We start from the raw sequence: 17,718 nt of genomic DNA, 5'->3' as shown, positions 1-17,718 counted from the left end.
ACGTATTTTTCCTATAAAAAGACAAAAAAGCAAGCCAGCATCTGCTGGCTTGCTTTCGTAATGCCCGATTCCTGCGTGAGCAGGCAACGAACGATTATTTTTTTATCATCATCTTCATTAACGATTCCATATTGCTTGGATTCAGCCCACTTTTCTTGACTGCACTCACAATATCCTGAACCGTATCCTCAGATACCGGTATTTTCGCCATGGCGGATACTTGTTTAATCAACTGGCGCAACTGAGCCTCATTCTGCATCGTTGTTGGTTTCACTGTGCTTGCCAGCTTTTTGACAGCTCCTTCAGTGATCGTTTTGCCTGTCTTTTTGTTGATGGCTTTCAGCGCTTCTTTCGAAATGTTGTTACCCATTCGTCTCCCCTCCTCCGGCAATACTCATGTGTATAATATGAGTGTGCCGGGGAAAAGGTGATTAAGCTGCATCATTTTAAACTAGGCCATTGTAACGATATTTAAACCATCAACTCAGGAATGCCATTGCTCCCAAGTTTCCAGCTTCATTACTTCCATCTCCGTTTTCGGATCACGTCCCATCAAGGCTTCAACGGCATCACGTGGCTGCCGATTCTGAAATAACACATGGTACAATTGATCCGCAATTGGCATCTGAACACCGTATTTTTGGGATATAAAATAGGCGGCCTGAGTAGTTCGAATACCTTCAACCACCATGCCCATGGACTGCAACACATCATCCAGCTTCTGTCCCTGCCCCAGCATAGATCCGGCTCTCCAGTTCCGACTGTGCTGACTTGTAGCTGTGACAACGAGGTCACCGATTCCCGCTAGTCCAGAAAACGTTAATGGATTAGCTCCCATCTCAACACCGATTCGAGTAATCTCGGCAAGTCCGCGGGTTAACAACGCCGCCTTGGCATTATCACCAAACTGCAGACCATCCGACATGCCTGCCCCGAGCGCGATGATATTTTTGAAAGCCCCCGCTAGCTCAACTCCGAGCATATCCCGGTTTGTGTACACACGAAAATAGGCATTCATAAACAATCCCTGAACTGCCTCCGCAGATGTTTTATCCAATGAAGCTACAACCACGGTGGTTGGACAGCGCTTCACCACTTCCTCAGCATGACTTGGACCAGACAATACAACAATCTGTCCTTCTTCACATTCAAGCTCTTCAGAGATCACGGTAGACATCCGTTTCAAACTTTCCGTTTCAAAGCCCTTCGTTGCATGAATAATCAGCATATCGGGTGTATAGAAAGGTTTAAACTGATGTGTAACCGCACGCATCGCAGACGAAGGCGCTACAATTAACACAGCCGCCGCATCTGCAACCGCAGCTTCCATATCGCTGGTTGCGCGAATGCGAGGAGACAGCTCTGCACCCGGTAGATAACGTGTATTCGTGTGCTGGGTATTAATCTCCGTTGCTTGTTCTTCGCTACGTGTCCACATCACCACATCCAGTTCGTTCGCGGCGAGGACACTGGCCAAGGCAGTTCCCCAACTGCCTGCGACCAGTACGGCAACTTTTTTAGACAACGCGTTTCCCCCCTCCAGGGTTCTTTGATCCCAATTTATTTTCCTGTCCTTTGGCGAGCTTCGCAATATTCGTACGATGTCTCCAGAATGCAAACAGACAAATAATCAGACTGCCCCAAAAGATACTCATTGAATACCCAGGCAGGATCAAGATGAAGACAGGAGTCAATGCTACAAAAATTAAAGAACCGAGTGAAACATAACGTGTCAGAACGATGGACAGGATGGCGATGATCCCGGCATAAAGCGCAGGCAGGAAAGCCAAGCTTACCAGTACTCCAATCGCAGTAGCAATGCCTTTGCCTCCGCGAAAATTGAAATAAAGGGGCCAGTTATGACCTGCGATGGCAGCAATACCGCTGAATGCAGCAATCCATGGAGACCCGTTACTTAACCATATGCCAATCCATACTGCAGCAATACCTTTGATTACATCAAGTAGCAGAACTGCGATAGCCGGCCCTTTACCCAGAATACGCAGCGTATTCGTTGCCCCGGCATTACCGCTTCCGTGTTGACGTATATCAATCCCCCGTATTGCTTTTGCAAGAAGAACACTAAAACTGATCGAACCAAGCAGGTAGCTCAGTACAATAGCTGCGATGGATAAAATCACAAACTTCTCCCCTAACCTTCGTCGGACTTCCTCCGAGTAAATATGCGAATTGGTGTGCCTTCAAAATCAAACGCTGCACGGATTTTATTCTCCAGGTAACGCTCATACGAGAAGTGCATCAATTCAGGGTCGTTAACAAAGATAACCATAGTCGGCGGTTTGACCGCAACCTGAGTCACATAGTTAATTCTCATTCTCCGCCCTTTATCGGTTGGCGGTGGATTAATGGCTACAGCATCCGATACCACATCATTAAGCAGATGTGTCTGAACACGCAAAGAATGCTGTTCTGCTACACGCTGTACCACTGGCAACAATTTTTGTAAGCGTTGTTTTGTCAGTGCGGACAAAAAGACAACCGGAGCATAGGTCATAAAGAGGAAATGATCCCGAATCTTCGTCTCGAATTCCTTCATCGTTTTATCCGTTTTCTCTACAACATCCCACTTGTTTACCACGAACAATGAAGCTTTACCCGCTTCATACGCATAACCGGCAATGTGCTTGTCCTGTTCAATAATGCCTTCTTGACCGTTGATAACAATCAGAACAACGTCCGCACGCTCAATAGCACGCATCGCACGCATTACGCTGTACTTCTCCGTCGTTTCATATACTTTACCGCGCTTCCGCATACCCGCCGTATCAATCAGCACGTAACGTTGCCCGTCTTTTTCAAAAGGAGTGTCAATTGCATCACGTGTTGTACCGGCTACATCACTCACAATAACACGTTCCTCACCCAGGATGGCGTTCACAAGTGAAGATTTACCCACATTAGGTCGGCCGATCAGAGCTACACGAATTACATCCTCATCGTATGTCTCTTCCTCAAGTTCAGGCAATTTCTCCACAATCGCATCAAGCAAGTCACCAATTCCCGTACCGTGACTGCCAGATACCCCGATCGGATCACCAAAACCGAAGCCATAAAACTCATAAATCAGCTCACTGCGCCCAATGTTATCCACTTTGTTCACGGCTACCACGATCGGTTTACCTGAGCGATAAAGCATCTCAGCAACTTCTTCGTCCGATTGCGTAATACCCGCCTTGGCATCACACATAAACACAATTACATCTGCTTCTTCAATCGCAAGCTCCGCCTGCATGCGAATGGATTTCATAATGACGTCTTCGCCGTCAATTTCGATACCACCCGTATCAATAATACTAAATGCTTTTCCGTTCCATTCACCGATTCCATAAATCCGGTCACGGGTAATGCCCGGCTTATCTTCCACAATGGCCAGTCTGTCGCCGATAATCCGATTGAAAATGGTGGATTTACCCACGTTTGGTCGGCCGACAATTGCCACAACTGGTCTTGCCATACATTCCACTCCTCCTGTCCATACTTACGTTACTCATCATAGCAAAAAAGCTATGGCTTGGCTAACGTTTCGTAACGAACCGAAACGATTTTCTCGCAATAACAACAATCGGCGAACCCGCTGGGGCTCGCCGATCTTGCTTTTATTGTTCAGCAAAATATGCAGTATATAACTTAGAACCATGCATGTATAACTTATTTGAATTTGCTGAGTTTGTCACCAAACAGTTCGCCGAGCGTAGTGCTCATACCTTGATTGTTCAAGGAAACGTTCGGATTGTTGATTTCTTCACGTGGAGCGTTGTTTCTTGCTGGGCGCTCTGATTTTTGTGGTTGAGCAGGAGCTTCTTCTGTTTCTTTGATGCTCAAGCTTACACGTTGTTCAGCAGGGTTCATGTCCAAGATTTTCACTTGAACTTCTTGGCCCTCTTTCAGCACTTCATGTGGAGTACCGATGTGTTTGTGGGAAATTTGTGAGATATGCACAAGACCCTCAACACCAGGAGCGATTTCAACAAATGCACCGAAATCAACCAGACGTTTTACAACACCTGTTACGATATCACTTGTGTTGAATTTGTCACCAGCTGTTTCCCAAGGACCTGGTTGAACAGCTTTCATGCTCAGGCTGATTTTACCTTTTTCAGGATCAACTTTCAGCACTTTAACATTTACTTTGTCGCCTTCGGACAATACATCGGATGGTTTGTCAACGTGAGTCCAAGCCAGCTCGGATACGTGTACCAAACCGTCAACTCCGCCTACATCAACGAAAGCACCGAATTGAGTCAAGCGTTGAACTGTACCTTCAATGACTTGACCTTCTTGCAAACCAGCCATTACTTGAACTTTGTTTGCTTCGAATTCTTGCTCCAGAACGTCTTTTTGGGAAAGGATCACTTTGTTGTTCTCACGATCGATCTCTTTCACTTTAACACGTAGTGTGCGGCCTTTGTAGTCGCTGAAGTCTTCAACGAAATGACGCTCAACCATGGAAGCCGGGATAAATCCACGAACGCCCACGTCTGCAACCAAACCGCCTTTAACTACATCACCTACAACAACTTCGAACACATCTTGGTCTTCAAAATGCTTTTGCAATTGCTCCCAAGCGTTCTCGCTGTCGATCGCACGTTTGGACAGAACGAGTTTTTCTTTCTCGTCGTCGATGCTAAGAACTTTAGCTTCAACTTCTTGTCCAACTTCTACTGCTTCAGACGCGCTGTCTACGTGAAGCGAAGACAGTTCACGAATTGGAATAACACCGTCATATTTATATCCAATGCTTACATAAGCTTGGTTATCTTCCAATTTGACGATGGTTCCTTTTACAGTATCTCCTTTTTTCAAGGAAACGAATTGATCCAACTCATCTTGGGTTGCTTCTTGATTTTTCATTTCTTCCGACATGTCAAATACCCTCCTCAATTCAAAAACCCCATTATATTCAAACCTGCCTTGGCAGAGTTCAAAACACTTTCATGCAAATGCACTTCACATAGCATTCCTCAAAAATATGGAAACATGCACTCACAGTAGACCTGCCTTACTTACTAGGCTCGCCTGTTTTCACCATTTCGTTAATTTTGGACATGATTTTCTCGGTAGCTCTTTCCAAAGCATCTCCGGAAGTGTCTTCCTTGAACTCGTCCAAATTGACCGGTGCGCCATATACTACTTTCATCTTATGAAAAAGCTTGTAGTTGCCGATAATAGCAGTAGGGATTACAGTAGCACCGCTGCGGAGAGCAAAACTCGCTGCTCCTTTTTTACCAATTCCACCATCATTGTGACGGCTTCCCGCTGGGAAAATGCCAAGCACTTCACCACCACGCAAAATGTTGAGTGAGGTTTTGATGGATTCTTTGCTGACGCCTCCTCGCTTTACAGGGAAGGCACCGACAGCCTTGATAATCGGCCCTAGCACCGGAACATCAAACAATTCGCTTTTAGCCATAAATCTCACTTGACGGCGAATTTTGATGCCAACGGTTGGCGGATCAAAGTTACTGATATGATTGGAGCATAAAAGTACACCGCCGTCTTTCGGGATATTTTCCCGTCCAACTGCCTCCAGGCGAAAAAGAATGGTATACATGATCCGCAGTACAGTCTTGCAAAAGGTGTAAATCATAGACCGCTCTCTCCTCTGACCATTGTGCAATAAGATACGATTTTGTCAACCACTTCATGGATATTCATCTTCGTTGTATCCAGGACAATCGCGTCCTCTGCACAACGAAGCGGGGAGACTTCCCTGTTCTCATCCAGCTTATCACGGGTTGCAATATCTCGCTCCAGTTGCTCCAACGTCAGCCCATCGGATGGTTCCAGTTCTTTGAAGCGGCGAAGTGCGCGCTCCTGCACACTGGCAGTCATAAAAATTTTCACTTCCGCATCGGGCAATACAGTCGTTCCGATATCGCGCCCATCCATGACGACGCCCTTGCGCAAAGCCATTTGCCGCTGAGTATCCACTAATTGTGTACGCAGCCCCTCGATTTGCGCATATCGAGACACGATTCCCGTTACTTCACGGGAGCGGATTTCCGAGGTAACATCCTCGCCATTACAGAACACTTTCTGTCCACCCCGATCCGGTTGTAAATCAATAACCAAATCTTGAGCTTCCTGAAGTACCTGAGTCATATCTTCCGGAGATATATCTTTCCGAAGCATATGCAAGGATACTGCACGGTACATTGCGCCTGTATCGACATAAATGTATCCGAGTTCCTCTGCAACCAAGCGGGCCACCGTGCTTTTTCCGGCACCAGCAGGTCCGTCAATTGCAACGTTCATCTTCCCGTCTTCTGATGTGTTCTGGCTAGCCAACGGGGCATTCCTCCTCAAACGATAAACCTCAATAAAAAAACAGGCATTGCCTGCATCGTGAAAATTATACCACACTCTACACATGGATGCAAAAACAGACAAATCAGCCATTCTGGTCTTTGCTGTTACTTTGCATATGAATCGGGGTACCTTCTAGCCGGTCAATCGTTGTCATTATTTTCTTCAAATCAGGGACAAGCAGTAACAATTGACAGAGGATAACGAGGATCAGGAGCAAGCCAATGAATAGCAATGCTCTTCGTTCCGACCGTTTTGACATCATACAATAAATATGTTCAATTCTCCGTGCATCAGAGCGTTTGTTCATAGCAACATTCTCCGTTTTTGCCTTACGTTGCCCAGTACAGTACTGTTTTATGCCTGCACACGTCTACTTCATACGATAATCCAGTTGCCGTTCAAAACAAAATTTGATGACCTTCTGACGTTCTGAATCCGTAATCTGTGAAAATTTTAGCATACCTAACTCACGGCCCGTTTCCAGCTTTTTAATGCGAACTACCTCGGCTTCGAATTGAACATGGTCAATTGACCCATTGCGATAAGGAACCAATAGCCAGCATTTCAGCTTTTGTTCTTCCTGCACTTTGACATCAGGCTCGATGTATACGGACAATCCTCCGCCTCCGATGTCTTCAGTCAGCACGACCGCACGTGTAAGGTCTTCACATTGAATCGCCAATTCAAGACTGGCGTGAACGCGAAGGAAGCTACGGCGCTGAATTTTGGAAATCTCATCAGGAAGCGGTTTTCGAATGCGGACCAGACGAACGACATCTTCCTCAAACCCTGTTACGTAAGTATTAAAATAATGGCGGACTCCACTCTCGTTCATATACGATATGGACAATTCTTCTCCGAAAAAGAGTCTTTTTAAACGACTGTTCCCCTGTTGCATCGGAACTTCAATCAAAAAACTGTCATCATCGGTATCTGCGATACGCGATTTGTATTCCTTATGTTCCTCTTTTTCGTCAGCCGATGCGATCTGGATATACAACACTTCATTTATTTTAGGAAACAATCGGTTCACCGCCACTTATGTATTTATCTTTGTCTCTGCAAGGACTATTATACCATGACCTTTCTCACATGGAACAAGAAAAAACAGACCATTGAAATGGTCTGTTTTCGCATGATTAATTTTGAGAATACACATTCTGCTAAACGCTTCTAGGAGGTTGCATTCACTGGCTTAATCTCCTCAACCGCTTCTTCCATTCCTGTATCGGCATTAATGTAAATCCGGTAACGCGAACCGTTTATTCGTCCCCCGAATTCATAACAAAGCACTTCTTTGCTGTATTCATTCTCGATCAACGATTTGCGAACATAATTTTCTTTGAAATCTGAATTCAGTTTTTTGCGAGCCTGATCAGCCGTAAGCTTTGCTTTTGGAATCTGACGTTTGTCGTTATGCTCATATACATAGTCGCTTGCCTGAAAACCGGTGACTTCCCCCGTATCCAGACCTACACGTACAGACATTTTTTCTGGATAAATCAACGTATCTCCTTGCTTGTGCACATACGTGAGGTTCGCCAAATTACCGAACTCATCGTAGTTGACAGCTTTCATATCCTTATATCCTTTATTGACAAGAAACTGATCCGCTTGTTTCATTGCCTCTTGACGGGACACTTTTTTAGCTCCAACCGTTCTGGTGTCACTGTACGAGATAAGCTTCCCACCGTTGCGTGTGAAATCCATCATCAGTTTCCCGTTTCTGGCATGCTGGATGGTGGCGGTATACGATTCCCAGTCCGTCCCTTTGCCGTTCTCCTGAACCTGAATCTTACCACTTTCCACATTCGAGAATTTGGCGGCCTTCTCCTGGATCTGCTCTTTGGAAACAGGCATTCCGCCAAGCTTCTTCACAGAGCGTTTGGTGAACATATTAGAGACGGAAGGGCCCCAATCCAGCTCCGGGTAGTCTTTTACTTTTTTATTTACGGTCCGGAAACCGTCCACGATGGAATTATCGTTTGTCTGCTCCTGAGTTGCCATAACGGTTTCAGCATCCATCCAGCGCAAACGATCAGCTAATACTTTCTGTTGAACTTCTTTCAGACTATTTTTAATCTCCGAAGAATTTTGATACAGTGTCTTTAAATTACCCATTTCCTTCTTACTGAGTGGCTCATTTGTCAGGTCACGCATGGATGCCTGATACGCAAATTTCGAGATACGCGAGAGGAACTCCTCAGTCTCATTGAAGGGAAGCATGCCGAGCGGCAGTTGATTAATTTCATTCTGAGCTTCGCTAGTAAGCCTCCACACATTCATCAACCCTTTGCGATGCATCCCCTGTGAACTTGAATGTACAGCAAGCGTGTTCCCAATCTCCGAATGTAATTTATCCATATGGAATGATAGGTCGTGAAATGCACGCTGATATTGATTTTCCGCCTTGATCAGTATCGCATTCTTCTCCTGATTCTCCTGATAACCCCACACGAGTGCGCCGATCAGGAGAACTGCAAATATCGGAAACATGACTGAACTTAATCGTTTATACACGGTAGATTCTCCTTTCTTCTAGGGTGTGTCTGAAAACAATGGAGGAAGCAGATTTTGCCGAATTTTCGTTCCAAGCCAGGAAGTTTACCGCAGGCGTGCCGGGGCACGTCAAGGGAAAGTGACGCAGCAGGGAGCGAAAAGGTGGTAAAAGATGCACTTCAGTGGATTTCAAGACACGCCTTGATCACTGCCTTTATTGTGGATCGAAGAAAGTCCTCTTATGCATGCGATTTCCAGTCGGAACGAAATTTGCCTTTAACGAATGAAGCTAAGACTTTTTTGAGTAAGGCTTGTTGACTTCACTTTAATCGAACATATAGCCGACTAGTGCAACATATAGCTCGTCGCCATGCCCTCTTCTTCAATGTCAAATTGATCCTTGTTATCACAAAGGCACTGTTTAAACCCAGTATCAATGCGCCCACGTTCTTTCTTGCCTCTTAACGTGAAACGTTCACCACATTGTTTGCATCTAATTTTAATCTTGATTCTTGTCATTGGATATCCCCGTTTCATATCGTCGTACCCTTGTTTTCTAGAACACAAAAAAGACACACCAGGGTCTGCGTTTTAAACGCTTTATGTCCACCAGTGTGTCCGTATTTTTATAATTTAATCTCATCCCTCTCGTTTCACGAAGCGAAAAGGAGAACGGTTGTTAGCCCGTGTAATCTTGCCTATTGCTCCATACCACAGACCCGCCATCAGAGGCGCGATGAACCACAGCCAGTGATTCACCATCATATTCATAATAACATCATACAATGCGTGCCAGAAAAACGGAAGAATCAGAGACAGACTGAGATACCACCGTTTCTTCTTCGTATCATCAATGAATTTGGCTTTGCCCATGTAATATCCCATAATAACGGCAAACATCGCATGACCTGATACAGGCAGGAGGGCCCTTAGAAACATACCTGATACGGAGGCATTGCCTGCAAATGCGTACAGCACATTTTCCACTGTAGCGAAGCCCAATGATACCGCAACGGAATATAAAATTCCGTCATATGGCTCGTCAAATTCGGTGTGATTATAGATAATGTGGTAGATCACAAACCATTTAACAAACTCCTCAACTCCGCCCGAGATTACGATGGATTCGAGAAGGGGACTATCTCCAAGCCACAACATCATGCCTCGCTGAATAATCATCACGGGCAGAACGATCAGAATCCCCATGAGAAATACTCTCAGAACCATGTGAAGTGGTTCATAATCATACCGGTCTTTAAGATAAAAGTATGTTAACAAGGCGAGACCCGGAGCAACTGCTGCAGCTAGAAGCGAAAACAAAAGCACCGAAATTCCCTCCCCTGAATAGTGACGCGATGATAACGATGTTTAATCCTGACGTTTGAAGTGTGTGCAGATGACATCAATCGCTTGTTCAGGAATAACGACCTTTCCATACTCCTCCATAACAGCTGGAGTGACCGAAGAACCTTCTCCAAATTCAGCCAGCAAAGCAATCAATGCGGCGTGTTTGGCGGTGTCTACATCATCCGGTTCAAAATGTAAGAACCATTTATTTTTATAAGAATACAGTTTCCCCGCATCCGTAACATGTTGACGTAACATATGGGCAGCTTCAATCAGCACCTCAAAATCCTTAAATGCGTATACGATGGAGTCACTTTGCTCCAGTGTAACTTCCATTTCATATACTTCTTCAGGAAGATCATCTTCATGACCTGAACCATATTGTTGCGGATCATATTTTCCACGAGTAACAATGACAACCATCCCTTGAGCGGGAAGTGCGAATACTTCAACAGCCAGCGGACCTGTGGCATCAAAGCCAAGTTCAGAATAAGCCTGGTCCATCATTTCAGTGAACAGTTCATGTACCTTCGGTAATTCCTGCCACATATCTTCTTTTTGTATTCCGCGCTCGCTCAGATCGTCAAAGGTCAGGAAAATCCGTATCTTATCGTGACTTAGTCGTTCTATTTTCATACAGGATCTCCCCTTTATAAGCAAGTCTTATAACAGATTATGAAGCACAAAACAATATGTGCTGAAAATAAATCTATGTAGTTATGTTATCATTTTATACCTATAAATGCACGCAGTAAAATCAACAAAAAAAAGAATCAATCCACATCAAATCAAGACTGTGGATGATTCTTAATGGATGTTACGGGTTACAAACCCGGTACTGATGTATTGGTTTGACTTAAAATCTGCTCTACTTCATGTTTAACATCCGGGTTCGTCCGAATAAAATCTTTAAGCATATTCATGTTTTCTTCTTTTTCTTTTGGTGAGATCACTCTGTTGGTTTTTGATGCCGACTTGTGCGGTTCACCATGATGATCCGGTTTGCTACTGAAGCTATCCATGCCTGGAAAAGTCATTTCCATCATTTTATGTTTGGCCTGGTCAACCATGTTTCGAGATGAACCTGAAGACAACATGGGCATTCTGCCCTTAGCTAACCAAGAACTGGCTGCAACACCAACGACTATACCCCAGAAAAAGGATGACGCCTTCATTACACCAACCTCCTTTAAGTGTTAAAATCAAAAGTAGTGTTTGCTGTAGAAGACAATCTCATTCCGCATAAATACAGGAAAGTGAGCTGAGAAAATGTTGAAACGCGCTTCCTCGCTGTTACTCATAACCAGCATATTGCTATCTGCATGCAGTGCACAAAATCAATCTGCATCTGATGCCAAGGATATGAAAGACGATACTGCTGTCATTCTTACGGAGAAAAAAACCGAAGAAAACCCAAGCGCAGAATCCCAGATTGAAAATAACGAGACAGATACTGAAATTCATCCCAAAACAGACACAAATATAACCGGTACTAAGCCAAAAATTCCATCCACGGACGGAACCTCAAGGGAAGTGCTCGTTAAAAAGACGTATCATATGAATTCGAGTTATGTTATTAAACCTAATGATGAATCCAGCCCTGCTAAAGTGGTCTTGTTAACCTTTGACGACGGACCAAAGGACGAAAAGATGATTAATTCACTTTTGGATACTTTGGATAAACATCACGCCAAAGCCATATTCTTTGTAAATGGAGACCGTGTCAAACGTCAACCGAAGTTGTTGAAAATGATTCATGACCGAAAACAGATCATCGGTAACCACGCTTGGGATCATGAAGATTTGAAGAAAATGTCAAGTTCAGAAGCTAAGAAACAGGTCACCGACGTTCAACAAATTGTGAAAGACATCACCGGGGAAAAACCTCAGTTTTTCAGACCCCCTTTTGGCTCCGGAAATGATGCATTGAAAGATGCCGTCAAAGAAGAGGGAATGTTGTATATGACATGGTCCAACGGCTCACTGGACTGGGATAAGAGCACTAAAAACAGACCAGACAAAGTGATCCAGAATGTCCTGGATCAGCTTCACCCTGGAAGTAATATTCTGATGCATGAATTACCTTGGACGGTCGATGCTCTGGACGAGTTGTTAACATCGCTTGAGAAGAAGGGTTATTCCTTTGTTGATCCACGCGCGATCGAATTGCAGTCCCGATAATAGATGCCAATGCTAGGGCTACTGCACCACTGCGAGAAAAATGTAATGTGCAACAAACAGCCCTGATCTTATTGACCAGGGCTGTTTGTTGCAGGAACACGTAAAGTGATGAGATGTATCTCTGCGGGACAACCTAACCTGAAGGGAAGATGGTTTGTACCAAATCCCCGGCTTACAAGCAATTTTCCTGAACGAATATCTTCATCGCTACGTTTCAAGGAAAACCAGCCGCTCTTTACAGCCCGATAAGCCTTACTTAGCAATACAGGTCCTAACAATGGAACAACGATTTGTCCTCCATGGGTATGTCCACTCAGTATCAGATCTACATCAATGTCTAACCGCAATACTTCCAAAGGATCGTGAACTAATACGATTGTGGAGCAGCCATCCTCCGTATTTCGCAACAATTTCTCTGCCTGTTTCGAACGATAATCTAATCCGACCAATCGGACGTGTTCCGTTCCTTTTTGCAAGTATACATCCTGATCTTGAAGGAGCTGCACGCTCGAATCATCCAAAAGTCTAGATAAATGAGTCACGCCTGCTTTTTTGTCATGATTTCCATAAACGGTATAGGTTGGAGCCAAACTCGACAAAAGCTTCATATTTTGTCTGACAATCGACCAGGATATTCCCTCTTCAGCTATATCGCCCCCGATGAGTACCCAATCGGCTTTCCCCTTCAACTGCTCAACTTCTTTTGTTTTCAACAATCGTGAATGGGTATCTGATAAAAAAATAATCCTCGCTCCGTTGAAAGAGGCTGGTAGATGCACAAGTTCGACTTCGTCCTCTGTAATCACAGTTGTATGAGCCTCTCGCCACATATGAAAAAGAAGTAATAAAGCTACCACTAATGTGAGAAAGGATAAACTGACTAATATTACCACGGTAATGGGAGGAAGGTGTTCAAAGGAGGAGCTCCCTTAATCCCCCACCATACCAGACCAACGGTTAACATTATGAAAATAAAAATAAGTGAATTGACAAATCTTTTGCTCAATCTCAAACGTCGTGAAGGATGAAGTTCAGTTCGAGTGGGTAAAGAACCCGCTTCGGTAACTGAGCTTTCCTTCTGGTTTGCCGTTTTCTTAGAGCGACTAGGCGCTCGTTCCGGTAATACCGGACTTTCCAGTGCGGATGCACTCGACCCACGTTGTGATCTTGGTAAAGAAATTGAAGTAATTGGTGGAAGCCCCACTGTTTCGGCAGCAACTGCCGTTTCAGCAACGAAACTTGTCTGTGAAGCTGAGTTCCGCCCGGTTTTCTCTTTATTGTCCGAGCGACGCTGACGTTGGCTGCCATATGTTTTCACCCTGCTTAATGGCTGACTCATGATCCCCTCCGAAAACGTATCGCTAATCCAGATACTAGGTCAATGATAAAATGACACAGAATCGGTGCCCATAATGTGCCTGATTGCAAATAAATATAGCCCAATCCATAGCTCGACACAAACACCCATCCTGTAGGAATCCAGTGGCGCAGATAACGAATATGAATAACTGCAAATAAGATACTTGTCCAGTATGGACCAATTGCATGTTGAATTGCGCCGCGGAAAAGCAACTCCTCACATACAGCCACCAAGGCTGCTATACATACAATATGCCAGATTGGACGTCCGCGAAACAACAGCTCGTTAATGCCACCATCATCCATACTTTCCTGAGGTATGACATAGGACAGTACCAAATCCATGACTAGCATAATCGCAGCGAGCCCAAGACCCCACCATAAAAACTGAAGATGATCAGGCAAGGCCAGAACTTCGAATAGATCCCTTTTCTGCAACAAAATCCATACGATCCCTACGATTAAAGTTAGCCCTTGGGTAAAGTAAAGGTTGATCAAGAGCAGACGTTCTGTTAATTGCTGCGGCTCGGCCTTCTGAATTTTAAACTTCGGAAATTTCTTTTTTTTCATTGCATGCGTCTGTCCTCTTAAGTTATTTGATAAAAATTTCATTGACCAATCCGATAGTATACTAAATGATAGCCAAAAAACCAATCCGGTTCAAGACCTGTCCCAAGTCCCGGTTGATCACATCAAAACGTTACTTCATTAATGCAGTGAACTTTCTTTCACGAAACAGTATGTTTAAAGCATTTAAATCTCAATAAAAATAATTCTAAGTAGATAGATTACACTCTCTAAAGGTCTGGAAATTACAGCCTTCAACGTCAGGAATTAAAACATTTAAGCCTATTGACATGCTCATGTAAGCCATGATACATTATGAAAAATTAGTTACGTCAAACACGATGATGGAAAAAAGACGTTGCTTTGTCTTTCAGAGAGCCGATGGTTGGTGTAAATCGGTGGCAGGCAGATGATCTTGAGCGCTCCTGAGTTATTGCATTGAAATTGGAGTAGGTGCAATCGGTTTAGACCCGTTATCCTCTTCGGTCTTCATTGACCGCTAAGACTGTCGTTGCGAAACGGCGGTGAATTAGGGTGGTACCACGACAACTCTCGTCCCTTATTGCGCAAGCAGTATGTGGATTGAGAGTTTTTTTGATTGTTTTTGATAAAAGAATCCTGTGGAATCACCCTGTTAGTTTACCCTACTCCTCTGCTACGACACCGCGTTGTTGGAGGGAAGAATCACTTTGGTTTTAAGGAACGTCTCCTGCCGGAGAACAAACCTTGACGATTATAGATATACAAACCTAAGGAGGAAGAAACCATGTACAAAGTGTTAGTGTCAGATCCAATCAGTGATCTGGGAATTCAGCAGCTGGTCGATGCAAGTGATGTCGTTGTCGAGAAGAAAACCGGACTTAGTGAAGATGAGCTCGTTGCCATTATCGGAGATTATGATGCCCTACTCGTTCGTAGCCAGACCCGTGTTACTGAACGTATTATGACGGCTGGCACCAATCTTAAAGTGATTGGACGCGCAGGAGTTGGCGTAGATAATATTGAACTGGAACCTGCTACACAACGCGGTATCATTGTCATTAATGCACCTGACGGTAATACCATTACGACTTGTGAGCACACTTTTGCCATGATGATGGCACTGGCACGACACATTCCGCAGGCATATGCCAAAACGATTCAAGGTACATGGGATCGTAAAACGTTCCTCGGTGTGGAGTTAAGAAATAAAACACTCGGTGTACTCGGTATGGGAAGAATCGGTAGCGAAGTAGCCAAACGTGCAAAAGCATTCGGAATGGACATTCTCGCTTATGACCCGTTCCTCACAGAGGAGCGTGCCGAAAAACTGCAAGTCAAGCTGGCAAGTGTTGATGATATTATCCGTAATGCGGATTTTATGACTGTGCACACTCCACTCACACCAGAAACACGTCATATGATTTCCCGTCCGCAATTCGAAGTCATGAAAAAAGGCATGCGTATTATTAACTGTGCACGCGGCGGTGTAGTTGACGAAATGGCGCTTGTAGAAGCGATTGATGAAGGAATTGTTGCTGGAGCAGCATTCGACGTATTTGAAAGTGAACCACCTGCAGCAGATCATCCATTCCTGAATCATCCAAGCATTATCGTTACACCTCACTTGGGTGCATCAACCGTAGAGGCTCAGGAGAACGTAGCGATTGACGTATCTGAACAAGTTCTTCACATACTTCGCAATGAACCATTTAAAAATGCGGTTAATATGCCAGCTGTCGCACCAACCGTTATGAACAAACTGCAACCATACTTTAAATTGGGTGAAACGCTAGGTAGTTTTGCAGCACAAATCACTCAAAATGCAGTACAAGAGATTCGCATTGACTATGCGGGTGATCTGTCAGAAGTAGATACATCACCGCTCACTCGTTATATTGTGAAAGGCATTCTGGCAAGACATCTGGGCGGAGAAGCCAATATTGTCAACTCCATGCACTTGGCCAAAATTCGTGATCTCAATGTTGTTGTGAGCCAAACCTCTGCTACAAAGGGATTCACAAACCTAATTACCGTAACACTCGTAACAACACAAGATGCTGAAGAACGCCGCGTGGCAGGTACGCTTCTTGCAGGATACGGCGAACGGATTGTTCGTCTTGATAAATTCCCTGTAGATATTGCACCGGAAAGCCATCAAATTTTGATCTCGCACAACGATAAACCGGGTATCATTGGACGTGTAGGTACTTTGCTTGGTCAAAATGACGTAAACATCGCATCCATGCAGGTTGGACGTAAAATTATTGGTGGTGCTGCGATCATGATCCTCACCGTTGATAAAGAAGTGCCAAAAGATGTGCTGGTTCAGCTTACATCTCTTCCTGAATTAAATACAGCTGTTGAGATTGTGCTCGGTTAAACGGCATCATCAATACTTTGAAAAAGACGAGACCCACTAAGGATCTCGTCTTTTTTTGCACAAATGCATATTCGGATTTAACTTAATTGAATAATGGTCAATGTTGCACCTGGAGGCGAGAGGACAGCTGCGCCAGCAAGACCAAACAATTGGAGCTGGATTGAAGATCCCGCTGTTACAGTAACAATAAACTCCGACTGTAATTGATTAAGTGAGAGTGCTGGCGACACCACGCTCGCCGAAATAGCTGTCCCGTTAAGCAACACGCGAGATTGTATTGCCAACGCAGCAGTCAGATTGATTCGATAAGAGATAAAATAGCGACCGGCATTAGCCAGTGTAAAGGTATCACTTGTACCGTTGACAGTTATACCCGTGCCAAAATTCTGGTTGCTTGGTAACGCTATAAGAGTACCGCCCAAAATAACAACAATTGTACCGTTAATGTTCTCAGCAAATGCTGAGTTAGCAGTTACCGAAGTTCCTGTTGCTCCAGTGGCTCCTGTTGCACCTGTAATACTTGCGCCGGTGGCTCCTGTTGCACCCGTAATACTTGCACCAGTTGCTCCAGTGACTCCGGATATACCCGTTGCACCAGTCACCCCGGTTTCACCCGTCGTTCCCGTTACTCCCGTGGCTCCTGTTGCACCCGTAATGCTTGCACCGGTGGCTCCGGTCACCCCGGCGGTACCCGTTGCACCACTCACTCCGGTTTCACCCGTCGTTCCCGTCACTCCCGTGGCTCCTGTTGCACCCGTAATGCTTGCACCGGTGGCCCCGGTTATTCCGGCTATACCCGTCGCTCCGGTCACCCCGGTTTCACCAGTTGTTCCCGTTACTCCTGTGGCTCCTGTTGCACCCGTAATACTTGCGCCGGTTGCTCCAGTCACTCCGACGATACCCGTTGCACCAGTCACCCCGGTTTCACCAGTCGTTCCCGTCACTCCCGTGGCTCCTGTTGCACCTGTAATGCTTGTGCCGGTGGCCCCGGTTATTCCGGCTATACCCGTCGCTCCGGTCACCCCGGTTTCACCAGTTGTTCCCGTTACTCCTGTGGCTCCTGTTGCACCCGT

General features: G+C 44.9%; 20 protein-coding genes and 1 other annotated feature. Of the genes, 2 read left to right on the top strand and 18 right to left on the bottom strand.

Annotation, left to right across the window (positions count from 1 at the left end):
• Positions 1–94: 94 nt before the first annotated feature.
• The 14 genes from J2T16_RS00100 to J2T16_RS00035 all read right to left on the bottom strand — a co-directional run bounded on the left by J2T16_RS00100 (position 95) and on the right by J2T16_RS00035 (position 11,351).
• On the bottom strand, positions 95–370 hold the full coding sequence (locus tag J2T16_RS00100) for a stage VI sporulation protein F (protein ID WP_090917250.1): 276 nt from the start codon (positions 368–370) through the stop codon (positions 95–97).
• 114 nt (positions 371–484) lie between these two features.
• The gene (locus J2T16_RS00095; protein WP_090917252.1) at positions 485–1,525 is read right to left on the bottom strand and encodes an NAD(P)H-dependent glycerol-3-phosphate dehydrogenase; all 1,041 of its coding nucleotides are present in this window, start codon (positions 1,523–1,525) and stop codon (positions 485–487) included.
• Positions 1,518–2,141: a glycerol-3-phosphate 1-O-acyltransferase PlsY gene (gene plsY, locus J2T16_RS00090; protein WP_090917254.1), complete on the bottom strand. Its 624-nt coding sequence runs from the start codon at positions 2,139–2,141 to the stop codon at positions 1,518–1,520. Before plsY ends, J2T16_RS00095 begins: the two co-directional genes overlap by 8 nt.
• Positions 2,142–2,152: 11 nt before the next feature.
• Complete coding sequence (der, locus tag J2T16_RS00085; protein WP_090917256.1) at positions 2,153–3,475, bottom strand: ribosome biogenesis GTPase Der; 1,323 nt, start codon at positions 3,473–3,475, stop codon at positions 2,153–2,155.
• Positions 3,476–3,669: 194 nt separating this feature from the next.
• Positions 3,670–4,884, bottom strand: a complete 1,215-nt coding sequence (gene rpsA / locus J2T16_RS00080) for a 30S ribosomal protein S1 (RefSeq protein ID WP_090917258.1) — start codon at positions 4,882–4,884, stop codon at positions 3,670–3,672.
• A 136-nt stretch (positions 4,885–5,020) separates the two neighbouring features.
• Positions 5,021–5,608, bottom strand: coding sequence for a lysophospholipid acyltransferase family protein (locus tag J2T16_RS00075; RefSeq protein WP_145331754.1), 588 nt, complete (start codon positions 5,606–5,608; stop codon positions 5,021–5,023).
• Positions 5,605–6,309 carry a (d)CMP kinase gene (gene cmk, locus J2T16_RS00070; RefSeq protein WP_090917262.1) on the bottom strand — a complete coding sequence of 235 codons (705 nt, stop codon included), beginning with the start codon at positions 6,307–6,309 and terminating at the stop codon, positions 5,605–5,607. The genes J2T16_RS00075 and cmk overlap by 4 nt, the downstream gene beginning before the upstream one ends.
• A gap of 103 nt (positions 6,310–6,412) precedes the next feature.
• Complete coding sequence (locus J2T16_RS00065; protein WP_499017380.1) at positions 6,413–6,589, bottom strand: hypothetical protein; 177 nt, start codon at positions 6,587–6,589, stop codon at positions 6,413–6,415.
• 111 nt (positions 6,590–6,700) lie between these two features.
• Positions 6,701–7,354, bottom strand: a complete 654-nt coding sequence (locus tag J2T16_RS00060; protein WP_339831192.1) for a flagellar brake protein — start codon at positions 7,352–7,354, stop codon at positions 6,701–6,703.
• A 149-nt stretch (positions 7,355–7,503) separates the two neighbouring features.
• Positions 7,504–8,850, bottom strand: coding sequence for a germination protein YpeB (gene ypeB, locus J2T16_RS00055; protein WP_090917268.1), 1,347 nt, complete (start codon positions 8,848–8,850; stop codon positions 7,504–7,506).
• Positions 8,851–9,174: 324 nt separating this feature from the next.
• The gene (locus tag J2T16_RS00050; protein ID WP_222128618.1) at positions 9,175–9,348 is read right to left on the bottom strand and encodes a hypothetical protein; all 174 of its coding nucleotides are present in this window, start codon (positions 9,346–9,348) and stop codon (positions 9,175–9,177) included.
• A gap of 120 nt (positions 9,349–9,468) precedes the next feature.
• On the bottom strand, positions 9,469–10,155 hold the full coding sequence (gene prsW, locus J2T16_RS00045; protein WP_090917272.1) for a glutamic-type intramembrane protease PrsW: 687 nt from the start codon (positions 10,153–10,155) through the stop codon (positions 9,469–9,471).
• 42 nt (positions 10,156–10,197) lie between these two features.
• A complete protein-coding gene (locus tag J2T16_RS00040; RefSeq protein ID WP_090917274.1) occupies positions 10,198–10,812 on the bottom strand; it encodes a genetic competence negative regulator in 615 nt (204 codons plus the stop codon).
• A gap of 188 nt (positions 10,813–11,000) precedes the next feature.
• Entirely contained in the window at positions 11,001–11,351 is a 351-nt protein-coding gene (locus J2T16_RS00035) for a hypothetical protein (RefSeq protein WP_499017375.1), read from the bottom strand.
• Positions 11,352–11,538: 187 nt separating this feature from the next.
• On the opposite strand from J2T16_RS00035, the gene J2T16_RS00030 reads away from it, so the two are divergent.
• Positions 11,539–12,357: a polysaccharide deacetylase family protein gene (locus tag J2T16_RS00030; protein ID WP_499017372.1), complete on the top strand. Its 819-nt coding sequence runs from the start codon at positions 11,539–11,541 to the stop codon at positions 12,355–12,357.
• Positions 12,358–12,425: 68 nt separating this feature from the next.
• On the opposite strand, the gene J2T16_RS00025 is transcribed toward J2T16_RS00030, so the two are convergent.
• The 3 genes from J2T16_RS00025 to J2T16_RS00015 are packed head-to-tail and all read right to left on the bottom strand — an operon-like array spanning position 12,426 to position 14,286.
• Complete coding sequence (locus J2T16_RS00025) at positions 12,426–13,187, bottom strand: metallophosphoesterase (protein ID WP_499017884.1); 762 nt, start codon at positions 13,185–13,187, stop codon at positions 12,426–12,428.
• Positions 13,188–13,243: 56 nt separating this feature from the next.
• Positions 13,244–13,696, bottom strand: a complete 453-nt coding sequence (locus J2T16_RS00020; RefSeq protein WP_336120238.1) for a hypothetical protein — start codon at positions 13,694–13,696, stop codon at positions 13,244–13,246.
• Positions 13,693–14,286: a type II CAAX endopeptidase family protein gene (locus tag J2T16_RS00015; protein WP_090917285.1), complete on the bottom strand. Its 594-nt coding sequence runs from the start codon at positions 14,284–14,286 to the stop codon at positions 13,693–13,695. Before J2T16_RS00015 ends, J2T16_RS00020 begins: the two co-directional genes overlap by 4 nt.
• A gap of 329 nt (positions 14,287–14,615) precedes the next feature.
• Positions 14,616–14,846 (top strand) — a binding site (T-box leader).
• Between the two features lie 203 nt (positions 14,847–15,049).
• Between J2T16_RS00015 and serA the strand changes: the two genes are divergently transcribed.
• Positions 15,050–16,645 (top strand): phosphoglycerate dehydrogenase, encoded by a 1,596-nt coding sequence (serA, locus tag J2T16_RS00010; RefSeq protein ID WP_090917287.1) that lies wholly within the window; start codon positions 15,050–15,052, stop codon positions 16,643–16,645.
• 77 nt (positions 16,646–16,722) lie between these two features.
• Here serA and J2T16_RS00005 read toward each other — a convergent pair.
• Positions 16,723–17,718, bottom strand: a 996-nt coding sequence (locus tag J2T16_RS00005) for a BclA C-terminal domain-containing protein (RefSeq protein ID WP_499017367.1), incomplete at its 5' end; no start/stop codon positions are given.

The organism is Paenibacillus intestini (genome assembly GCF_030803945.1).
Classification (GTDB): Bacteria; Bacillota; Bacilli; order Paenibacillales; family Paenibacillaceae; genus Paenibacillus; species Paenibacillus polysaccharolyticus.
Note: the sequence above shows the minus strand (reverse complement) of the source record. Positions and strands in the feature narration are given on the sequence as shown.

Coding starts and splice junctions, on each gene's coding strand:
- der (WP_090917256.1), bottom strand. CDS start 3,475: ATGGCAAGACCAGTTGTGGCAATTGTCGGCCGACCAAACGTGGGTAAA.
- J2T16_RS00035 (WP_499017375.1), bottom strand. CDS start 11,351: ATGAAGGCGTCATCCTTTTTCTGGGGTATAGTCGTTGGTGTTGCAGCC.
- serA (WP_090917287.1), top strand. CDS start 15,050: ATGTACAAAGTGTTAGTGTCAGATCCAATCAGTGATCTGGGAATTCAG.
- J2T16_RS00050 (WP_222128618.1), bottom strand. CDS start 9,348: ATGACAAGAATCAAGATTAAAATTAGATGCAAACAATGTGGTGAACGT.
- J2T16_RS00075 (WP_145331754.1), bottom strand. CDS start 5,608: ATGATTTACACCTTTTGCAAGACTGTACTGCGGATCATGTATACCATT.
- J2T16_RS00065 (WP_499017380.1), bottom strand. CDS start 6,589: ATGTCAAAACGGTCGGAACGAAGAGCATTGCTATTCATTGGCTTGCTC.
- J2T16_RS00100 (WP_090917250.1), bottom strand. CDS start 370: ATGGGTAACAACATTTCGAAAGAAGCGCTGAAAGCCATCAACAAAAAG.
- J2T16_RS00015 (WP_090917285.1), bottom strand. CDS start 14,286: ATGAAAAAAAAGAAATTTCCGAAGTTTAAAATTCAGAAGGCCGAGCCG.
- J2T16_RS00025 (WP_499017884.1), bottom strand. CDS start 13,187: ATGTGGCGAGAGGCTCATACAACTGTGATTACAGAGGACGAAGTCGAA.
- rpsA (WP_090917258.1), bottom strand. CDS start 4,884: ATGTCGGAAGAAATGAAAAATCAAGAAGCAACCCAAGATGAGTTGGAT.
- J2T16_RS00030 (WP_499017372.1), top strand. CDS start 11,539: ATGAAAGACGATACTGCTGTCATTCTTACGGAGAAAAAAACCGAAGAA.
- J2T16_RS00040 (WP_090917274.1), bottom strand. CDS start 10,812: ATGAAAATAGAACGACTAAGTCACGATAAGATACGGATTTTCCTGACC.
- J2T16_RS00020 (WP_336120238.1), bottom strand. CDS start 13,696: ATGAGTCAGCCATTAAGCAGGGTGAAAACATATGGCAGCCAACGTCAG.